Source organism: Frankia sp. CcWB2 (assembly GCF_977927585.1).
This window is the reverse complement of sequence record NZ_CDWRCM010000074.1, coordinates 9,839-18,975: the sequence shown is the minus strand read 5'-3', so window position 1 is coordinate 18,975 and position 9,137 is coordinate 9,839. Positions and strand designations below refer to the sequence as shown.

Here is a 9,137-nt window from a genome sequence, read left to right as displayed (position 1 = left end):
CCCCGTCGCCGCCGTGGAGCGGGGCGGGACAGCCCCCGCCGAACCGGAGCCGTCAGCCCCAGCCGCCGGTACAGCAGCGCGATCCGCTCCCGCCGAACCGGCCGCGGCAGCGGGCACCGATGCCGCCGCAGCCGCCGTGACCTCGGCACCAGCCGCCCGCGCCGCCGGATCCGGCACAGGTTCCACGCCCGGGGCGCGCCGCACGGCGGCCCGGCGGGAAGCCTCCGCCAAGGCTCCCTCCGCGCAGACGGAGGAGGCGGCGCCGGACGGGACCGACGAGACGACCGTAGACACATCGAACGCCTCCGCTGCGTCACGGGCACGTCCGAGTAACACCACCCGTGGGAGCGAACGTCCGGCAGGCGGTCGACGCGGACGCAAGTCAGTGCCAGCATGGGACGACATCGTCTTCGGCGCCCGACGTCCCTGATCAGACGACCGGGCGCCCGGGACGGGTACCCGTCCGTGGTATGGAGGACCACGGACACCACGCCGCTCTGGATGCAACGACGCCGCGAGAGCCGGCTGTGAGTAAACCGTCACATGGTCAGCTGGAACGTCTGACCGCCTAACACAGTTGGAGTAGATGTGACAGGGACTACCACGAAGCCGACGCTGACCAATCTTGATCGTTGCGACCGGTGCGGTGCCCAGGCCTACGTGCGGGTCGTGCTGCCCGGGGGCGGCGATCTCCTGTTCTGCCGACACCACGCGAAGTCGCACGACTCGAAGCTGCGTGAGATGGCTGTTGAGTATCACGACGAGACCGACAAACTCAGCGTGTCCTGAGCTCGGCCGCCCAGGCACACCAAAAGGGACACATCGCGATCTAGCGATGTGTCCCTTTTGGTGTATCCAGTTTGATATATTCAGAATCCTGGTTGCTTCCTTGCTGCTGGCCAGCGGCCCATCCGTTACTCCGGGTGGCCTCCGCCGCGATCACCCACTCCGTTCCTGGATGCCCTTCGGCACCCAGGAACGCCAGGCCATACGGTGGGGGCCGTGTCCGCCACGGGAAACAAAGCACCGGCTCCCGTGGCATCGTCCCCGGTGAGCGGCCGCTGGATGGTGTTGCTGCGCAGAGTGGCCGTCGAGGTGAATCCCGGGCTGCTGACGCGGGCCAGAAACCATCACGCCGCGGCCTGGACCGCCATCCGGCGCAGCACGCTGTTCCACCGGCTGCCCCGGGGACCCCTGCGACTGGCCCGTCGGACCATCACCAATGCCTGGCGGCACCGGGTCCTGGGGCTTGCGGCCGAGGCGGGATTCTGGCAGCTGCTGTCCCTGCCCCCGCTCCTGCTGTCGTTGTTGGGAACGCTCGGCTACGTCGGTGACGCCATCGGGGCCGACGCCCTCGACCGCGCCCGGCAGAGCATCCTTCGCGGCGCAGGCGACCTGCTGACCGAATCGGTGGTCGACGACGCGGTGCGCCCGACCATCGACCAGATCCTCTCCCGTGGCCGACCAGACGTGATCTCCATCGGTTTCGTGCTGTCCCTGTGGACCGGGTCAACCGCGATGGCGACCTTCGTCAACACCATCACCATCGCCTACGGCCAACGCGATCTGCGCTCGGCGGTGCGCAGCCGGCTCCTGGCGCTGTGGTTGTTTCTCGCCCAGGTGGCCAGCGGGGTCATTCTCCTGCCTGCGCTGGTCCTGGGGCCCGAACTGATCTCGCGGATCTTCGACGCCGGTCGCCATCCCCTCGTCAGCACCCTGATCCCACTGCTCTACTGGCCGGTCGTGGGACTCGTGGCCCTGGCGATGCTGACCTCGCTATACCACCTCTCGCTGCCAGTACGCCAACCCTGGTGGCGGGCGCTGCCCGGAGCGATCCTCGCGCTCGTCTGCTGGCTCGTGGGTAGCGGCGTGCTGCGATACTACCTGGAGATCGCGTTCAGTAACGAACTGGTCTACGGCTCGCTCGGATCACCGGTGGCGGTGCTGCTGTTCTTCTACATCACCGCGCTGGCCGTGCTGTTGGGCGCGGAGCTCAACGCGGCGCTGGACGAGCAGCCACCGCGCCGTCGGGGCAGCCACTCGGCACTGAACGCCTCGAGGCCACCTCAATAGGTGCAGGACACCCCGCCCGCGTCACCCGGGACGGACCTTCCCGCCGCGCTGGCCGGGGACCAGACCACCGGTACCGCAGCGGGCACCGGTACCGCAGCGAAGGAGCCACCCCCCGCGCCAGCCGGGAGTGCGCCGGTGGAGCTCCCGTCGGCGACACGACCGCCGAAGGGCTTGAGGAAGGCGCCCAGCTGGGCTGGCTCAGGAACGAGGACGCTCTGCCCCCCGCGAGTACCAGCTGCCGCCGGCACCGTCGTGAACGCGACGCCGCCCGATCCGATCGACTGCATCCGCACCGCGAGAAGCCGGAGGTCGGCGAGAGAGGTGGCCTCGTCGAGCGTCAGCGCCGAGGTGGCGGAGTCGACCACCCCGAGCAGCTTCGCCGGGTTGAGCAAGGTGTCCGTCGACGCGATCCGCTGGAAGACGGCACCGAGGAACTGCTGCTGGCGGCGGATGCGGTCGATGTCGCTCTCGGGCAGGCCATACCGCTGCCGGACGAAGGAGAGGGCCTGCGCCCCGTTCAGCGTGTTCTCGCCGACCTGACCGGAAAACCCGGAGTAATGGTCGTGCAGGTTGTCGAAGCCCCGTGCCTTCAGCTCGGGGGGAAGCTCCTTGATGCAGACGGTGACCCCGCCAAGGGCGTCCGTCATCCCCTGGAAGCCGATGAAGTCGATCTGGACGTAGTGGTCGACCCGGATCCCGGTGAGGTTCTCGATCGTGGCCACAAGCAGGGACGGCCCGCCGTAGGAGAAAGCTGCGTTCAGCTTGGACCGCTGCGCCGCATGCTGCGTGCCCGCCGCGTCGGTGTACGCGGGGATCCGCACCCACAGATCCCGGGGGAAGGAGATGAGGGTCGTCGAACCGTCGCCGTCGAGGTGGGCGAGGATGGTCGTGTCCGACCGCTGCCCCTCGACCTGGCCGAACTCGCCGCTGGTCCCCGTCCGGGTGTCCGACCCCACGAGCAGGATGTTCTGCGTTCCACCCGATGCGGACGCCGGCCGGTCCGCGCTGGCGGAGAAGGTCAGCGGGATGTGGCGCACCCTGCCGTCGTAGTGCTTCAGCACAGCCCAGCCACCGGTCGCCAGGATGAGGACGAGGGTCGCCAACACTGCGGCCACGGCGGTGAGACCGCGCCATAAGCCGCTCTGCCCGGGTTCCGCGGGACCCTCCGGGGCCGGCCGGTCGTACCGGGGCTCGGCCGCCGGATGATCGACGGGGTACCGGCCGTAGGGATCGGGGTAGGCGCCCGGAGGTACGCGCGGCTCGTCATCGTGGCCCCGCGGAGCGGGCCGGTGCTCCCGGCGCGGCCGCTGCCCGACGGGCCAGTCCTCCTCGGGGGCCCGGCGCGGGTCCCGCGGGTCACGGACGGACCGGCCACGCCGCTCGCCGTCCCGCCGTCCCGCCGTCCCGTACCGTTCCGGACGATCCGGAGGCCAGGTCATGGCCGCGTCCTCCTCCCCCATCCACCGGGATGAGATCATCCGCGCCAATGGCGCCGCCCGAGGCCGGGACCGTCCACCACCGGCGCGAACCCGCCGGACCACCTTGGCACGACGTGGGCGCGGACGGACCGGAACCCTCCCGGACAGTCTTTTCGATGGTGACGGGTGACGGGCGTCATGGCATTCCCAACGGGTTGTCGATGTGCGACCCCGCAGGCCCCCGGCCGGCCCACGGACCGTACGGACTCCGACGCCGCCGCCCGGACCGTCCCCGCCGAGCCGAGCGGTGGCAGACCCCCGGGTGGCGCCGAGCATCAAGACCGGTCGCGGGCCCGATCCCGATCCTGCGATCCCGACGACAACCACCGATATCGGGATGCGCGACAATAATGCCGGTCTCCGGTGGTGTTCGCGACACGCAGTGCAGTACCCGAACCGAGTGCAGTGCCCGAACCGCACGATGCCGGTGGCTATCGGACCGGCATTACGGCACGCCGAGGACGTCCGCACCCGGACCGACCTGGTCCGTGCAACGTGGACCCGCCTTCCCCACCGACCGGAAGATGAGTTAACGGTCCACGACGGAAGGTCACAACCGACCGGATCCCTCAGATCTCCCACAACCGATTGCGTGCCCTCGTTAACTCACCCGAAGTGGGAGGAACAGTCTTCGTGGAAGGGTCCGAAGGCGGCGAAGTGGGTAGCGGCGCCCGGACCCATGTCGCGACGCGACCGCCCACATCGGCCCGGCATCATCGCGGCGGTGCGATGCACCAAATGCCCGGCGGACCAACGACGGGAAGTCCGGCCGGCACGCGGGGCATGGCGGTACGCCTCGCGCGCTACCCGCCGTCCACAACGGGGCCTACCGTTAACGTTATGAGTGCCCAGTCCCACCAAAGCTCACCTCCACCGACCGGCCCGGGGGTGCCCGAGAGCGCGCCGGCCGGGCGTGATCCGAACCTCATCACGGCCGACGAGCCGGGCGTTGTCCCCACCGGGGCCGGTGAACCTCCGGCATCGGATGATTCCGTGCGCGCACCCGGGCAGGCCAACCACGACGAGGAACCACACGCGGCGTTCCGGCGGTTTATGTCGACCGGGTGGGCGCCGATTGATGACGCTGTGCCATCCCGCGATGACTGCGCACCCTACACCGCGAAACGTCGCGCCTTGTTGGGTTCGCGGTTCCCGGCGGACGCGCTTGTGGTGCCGAGCGGCGGTCTGCGGGTACGGGCAAACGACACAGATTTTCCGTTCCGTCCCGGAAGCGACTTCTTCTGGCTGACCGGCTGCCATGAACCGGATGCCGTGTTGGTTCTGCTACCCAACGCGGCCGGTGAGCATGATGCGGTGCTCTATGTCGCCGGGCGGTCCGACCGGTCGAGCTCCGCCTTCTACACCGACCGGCGATACGGGGAACTGTGGGTCGGTCCCAGACCGGGGGTTCGGGAGACCGCGGCACAGCTGGAGATCGAATGCCGGCCGCTCACGGAGCTCGCGGACGCGCTCGCGCGGTTGGCACCGGGAAACACCCGGGTACTACGCGGAGTCGATCCGGTCGTGGACGGTTCGGTGCTGCGTTGGCCCGGCCGGGGTGGACCAGGAACCGACCGCGATCTGGCCCTCGCACAGGCCCTTTCCGAGCTGCGGCTGCTCAAGGACGACTTCGAGATCGCCCGATTGGACGAAGCGATCGCCGCGACCGTGCGCGGCTTCACCGAGTGCGTGGGAGAAATCGGTCGGGCGATGGACCTGCCCAACGGAGAACGATGGTTGGAGGGGACGTTCTGGCGGCGGGCCCGGGTGGACGGCAACGATGTGGGATACGGTTCCATCGTCGCCTGTGGCCACCACGCCACGACGCTGCACTGGGTCCGCGACGACGGGCCGGTACGCGCCGGTGATCTCGCCCTGCTCGACATGGGGGTCGAGGGACGGTCCCTCTACACGGCCGACGTCACCCGCACGCTCCCGATCAACGGACGGTTCACCGAGCTGCAGCGCCAGGTCTATGACGTGGTTCTTCGCGCCCAGCAGGCCGGGATCGACGCGGTCCGGCCGGGAGCGTCCTTCCTGGATCCGCACCGGGCCGCCATGCAGGTCATCGCCACGGCGCTCGACGACTGGGGGCTCCTGCCGGTCAGTGCGCAGGAGTCGCTGACCGAGGACCCACGCTCCCCGGGAGGGGGCGTCCATCGCCGCTATACCCTGCACTCCACGTCGCACATGCTCGGGTTGGACGTGCACGACTGCGCGCAGGCGCGCGACCAGACCTATCGCGACGCGGCGCTGGAACCGGGCATGGTATTGACGGTCGAACCGGGCCTGTACTTCCAGCCGGACGACCTGACGGTTCCGCCGGAGCTGCGGGGCATCGGCGTCCGGATAGAAGACGACATCCTGGTCACCAGGGATGGAAGGCGGAACATGTCCGCCGCACTTCCGCGAACCGCAGAAGACGTCGAAAACTGGATGGCCCGGCAGCTGCCGAACTGACGGAACGAACAGATCTGGCGACAGACTGCGTTGGCGGCGACGCCAATAGTTCCTGCCACACCGGCCGGGCCGGTGTGGCAGGAACCTGACCATGCAAAACCTGATCACACGATCTTCGGTCCGCCGGATCGCGCGGCCCGTCGTCCAATACCACGGGCACTACCGCTACAAGGGGTTCCACTGCCCCGGTCCCTGCCCCGGAAAAGCAGTCAAGACCAGGATCAGTGGGCCTTGTCGTACGCCTCGACGATGTTGGAAGCGATACGCCCCCGGTCACTCACCGTGTAACCGTTGCTGCGCGCCCACTCGCGAATGTCGGTGGTTCCGCCGGTACGGCGCGAAGCGGCACGCACACCACGCCGGCCACCCGCCGCCCGACCGCCAGAACGGCGAGCCGCGGTGACGAACGGAGCCAACGACTCACGCAACTTCGTGGCGTTCTTCTCCGACAGGTCGATCTCATACTGCGCACCGTCGAGTCCGAACCGGACGGTCTCGTCAGCCTCTTCTCCACTGAGATCGTCAATCAACGAGACGATGGTCTTCTGGGCCATGCCACTCTCCTTCAGGTCAGCGGACCGCAGAACTCACGCGTCTATTATTACCACGAGAACGCGGGGAACTGTCACGCCTGGTTCGCCGGACTCGCAAGCTTGGGTCGCCGAAGACGAAGTCATCGCTCAACGCACGCCGCCCTGGCAGTCGGAGTGCGGAACCCAAAGACAGGGAGCAAGCTCCACATGATAGAGGGATGATCATGTTCTGCGAATCACACCTTCCCAGTCGAAAGGCCGGCCGCAAGCGGACAGTTGGGCAGGCGTGGACCGGGCGGCGTCCATGTCCTCCGACCTTGGGACACCGATCGTGTTCGTCTACCGACTCCCGTGGACGATTGCCCGGCGAACGGCGGGCAACAGCCGTCGGCGCCTTTGGGGTGGTGGTGCCGCGAGCGGAACCGACCGGTACGAATGCCAAAGGGGATCGCCGCGCCGGATGAGTACCCCTGATTCCGGCGCCGCTGCTATGGGCCGACCCACGGACGAGTACCCGCGCACGTGGGTGGTAGACGGTGCCAACGTGATTGGCTCCCGGCCCGACGGGTGGTGGCGGGACCGCCCAGGAGCGGCCGGACGGCTGGTCGATGCTATTTCGGCGCGGATCACCCGTCCCGGCACGCACCCGCGGCCATCATCGAGGCCGGAATGGCCTGAGCGGATCGTGGTCGTTCTCGAGGGTGCGGCGCGAGCCGGAGTTCCCGAGGGAACCGTACGGCCCGGAAAGATCACACCCGAAAAGGTCGGGCCCGCGGGAGTCGCGCCCGAGAAGGGCCGCCACGTTCCAACGAGGGCGGACCGCGCGGCACCGACCATCGTCGTCGTGCACGCCCCCGGGCACGGCGACGACGCCATCGTGGCGGCGGCGCGCGACGCGGTCGCGCCCGTGGTCGTCATCACCTCGGATCGGCAACTTGCCGTCCGGCTGAGGTCGCTCGGCGCGGGTGTGCGACGGTCGGGATGGTTGTGGGACCTGCTCGACGAACGATGAACGACGGCCGATCAGCGACGGCTCCCGGGACGACCGGCGGTCGGCGTCCGGGGCGCCGGCCGGCCCACGAACGGACGAGCCCGGAGAGGGAGCACGATGGCCGCCACGAAAGAAACACACCGGCGATACCGGAAAAGGCGCGCTACGACGGGCTGAGGCCGCTTGACGAGGATGGATGGCCCACCGGGCCGTACGCGCAACGCCGGGACCGGACGGTGACTCGGGACTGGATCACGCCGGGAAAATCACCGCACCCCGCCGATCGTGCTCACCCGGCCATCGACCGACTCCGGTCGCGGCCGATCGGCCCATGAACGGACAAACACCCCGCGGCACAGACTCAGACCCGCGGCACAGACTCAGACCGAGGCGGACACCGGATGCCGGGGAAGCGGTCCGGCGGCAAGCCGGGCGGTGTAGCGACCGGCCGCCAGGCCGACATCCAACGGAATCCCGAAGCAGGAGGACAACGCCTCCGCGGTGAGTACCTGCGCGACCGGACCGGCCGCAAGCACCTGGCCGCCGCGCACCAGCAACGCGTGGGTCACCCCGACCGGGATCTCCTCCACGTGGTGGCTGACGAGGACGAGGGCAGGAGCGGTGGGGTCGGCCGCGAAGCGGGTGAGCCGCCGCATCAACGCCTCCCGCGCACCCAGATCGAGCCCGGAGGCGGGCTCGTCGAGCAGGAGGAGTTCCGGGTCGGTCATGAGGGCCCGGGCGATGAGCACACGCTTGCGCTCTCCCTCGGAGAGGGTTCCGAACCGCCGGTCGGCCAGTCCACGGCACCCGAACTGGGTCAGCAGGCCGGCCGCGCGGGTGAGATCGACCTCGTCGTACTCCTCGTCGGCGCGGCCCAGCACGGACCAGCCGGCGGTCACCACCGCGTCGAGTACCCGCTCGTCGGCGGGTGGCGTCTCCACCAGCGCCGGACTGACGACACCCACCCGGTATCGTAGATCGAGAAGGTTGACCTTGCCGAGACGGGCGCCGAGCAGGTCGACCGTGCCCCTGGTGGGAAACAGCCGGCCCGAGGCCACCTGCAGCAGGGTCGTCTTCCCGGCGCCGTTGGGACCGAGGACCACCCAGCGATGGCCGGGGAACACCGCCCACGACACGTTCCTGAGCAGGTATGACCCATCTCGCACGACATTGACATTGTCGAGGCGCAGCACCGCGTCCGGCATGCAGCTCACGTTACGCGACACCAGACTTCCCGATGCCGCCGGGACGGCCGGTCCACCCGTATCAGCCCGCCACCCGGTCAGCCCGCCACCCGGTCAACCCCGCCCCGGCCGTCCGGATGGATTTCACCTGCCGGACTGGGGTAAATCAGACATATCTAACAAACCACGCAATTGTCCCTCCATGGCCCTGGCGTCAGTCCGGTTCGGGCGGGGTCGTCCCGGTCAGGTCGATCTCGGCCCACACTGCCTTCCCGTCGGCGACCGGACGGACGCCGTGCCGAACGGCGAGCCGGGAGACCAGGTGGAGCCCGCGGCCGGCCTCATCCTCGGCCGCGGTATGGCGCCGCCGCAGCACCCGGCCGCCACCGTCGGCGACCTCCACGACGGCCCGGTCGCC

At 69.2% G+C, this 9,137-nt stretch carries 8 protein-coding genes and 1 pseudogene; 4 read left to right on the top strand and 5 right to left on the bottom strand.

The window, feature by feature from the left end:
• Positions 1 to 231 (bottom strand): annotated as a pseudogene (locus ACY45C_RS10175) (hypothetical protein); the annotation flags it as partial.
• Positions 232 to 588: 357 nt separating this feature from the next.
• Between ACY45C_RS10175 and ACY45C_RS10170 the strand changes: the two are divergent.
• Both ACY45C_RS10170 and ACY45C_RS10165 read left to right on the top strand, forming a co-directional pair.
• Positions 589 to 789 (top strand): DUF7455 domain-containing protein, encoded by a 201-nt coding sequence (locus ACY45C_RS10170; protein ID WP_009742431.1) that lies wholly within the window; start codon positions 589 to 591, stop codon positions 787 to 789.
• A 213-nt stretch (positions 790 to 1,002) separates the two neighbouring features.
• Positions 1,003 to 2,073: a YihY/virulence factor BrkB family protein gene (locus ACY45C_RS10165; protein ID WP_462187379.1), complete on the top strand. Its 1,071-nt coding sequence runs from the start codon at positions 1,003 to 1,005 to the stop codon at positions 2,071 to 2,073.
• Here the strand turns inward: ACY45C_RS10165 and ACY45C_RS10160 are convergent.
• The gene (locus tag ACY45C_RS10160) at positions 2,067 to 3,512 is read right to left on the bottom strand and encodes an LCP family protein (RefSeq protein ID WP_462187378.1); all 1,446 of its coding nucleotides are present in this window, start codon (positions 3,510 to 3,512) and stop codon (positions 2,067 to 2,069) included. The genes ACY45C_RS10165 and ACY45C_RS10160 overlap by 7 nt on opposite strands.
• Before the next feature lie 1,092 nt (positions 3,513 to 4,604).
• Here ACY45C_RS10160 and ACY45C_RS10155 point away from each other — a divergent pair.
• Complete coding sequence (locus ACY45C_RS10155) at positions 4,605 to 6,011, top strand: aminopeptidase P family protein (RefSeq protein WP_462187381.1); 1,407 nt, start codon at positions 4,605 to 4,607, stop codon at positions 6,009 to 6,011.
• Between the two features lie 221 nt (positions 6,012 to 6,232).
• Here the strand turns inward: ACY45C_RS10155 and ACY45C_RS10150 are convergent, their stop codons facing one another.
• Positions 6,233 to 6,565 carry a histone-like nucleoid-structuring protein Lsr2 gene (locus ACY45C_RS10150; RefSeq protein ID WP_462187377.1) on the bottom strand — a complete coding sequence of 111 codons (333 nt, stop codon included), beginning with the start codon at positions 6,563 to 6,565 and terminating at the stop codon, positions 6,233 to 6,235.
• 664 nt (positions 6,566 to 7,229) lie between these two features.
• Between ACY45C_RS10150 and ACY45C_RS10145 the strand changes: the two genes are divergently transcribed.
• Positions 7,230 to 7,556 carry a hypothetical protein gene (locus ACY45C_RS10145; RefSeq protein ID WP_462187376.1) on the top strand — a complete coding sequence of 109 codons (327 nt, stop codon included), beginning with the start codon at positions 7,230 to 7,232 and terminating at the stop codon, positions 7,554 to 7,556.
• Between the two features lie 359 nt (positions 7,557 to 7,915).
• Here the strand turns inward: ACY45C_RS10145 and ACY45C_RS10140 are convergent, their stop codons facing one another.
• Positions 7,916 to 8,740, bottom strand: coding sequence for an ABC transporter ATP-binding protein (locus ACY45C_RS10140; protein WP_462187380.1), 825 nt, complete (start codon positions 8,738 to 8,740; stop codon positions 7,916 to 7,918).
• 193 nt (positions 8,741 to 8,933) lie between these two features.
• Positions 8,934 to 9,137 (bottom strand): ATP-binding protein (locus tag ACY45C_RS10135; RefSeq protein WP_462187375.1); only part of this gene is annotated, 204 nt, incomplete at its 5' end.

What these genes read in the sequence shown, in the direction of transcription:
- ACY45C_RS10160 (WP_462187378.1), bottom strand. Translation starts at nt 3,512, where the DNA reads ATGACCTGGCCTCCGGATCGTCCGGAACGGTACGGGACGGCGGGACGG.
- ACY45C_RS10155 (WP_462187381.1), top strand. Translation starts at nt 4,605, where the DNA reads ATGTCGACCGGGTGGGCGCCGATTGATGACGCTGTGCCATCCCGCGAT.
- ACY45C_RS10150 (WP_462187377.1), bottom strand. Translation starts at nt 6,565, where the DNA reads ATGGCCCAGAAGACCATCGTCTCGTTGATTGACGATCTCAGTGGAGAA.
- ACY45C_RS10140 (WP_462187380.1), bottom strand. Translation starts at nt 8,740, where the DNA reads ATGCCGGACGCGGTGCTGCGCCTCGACAATGTCAATGTCGTGCGAGAT.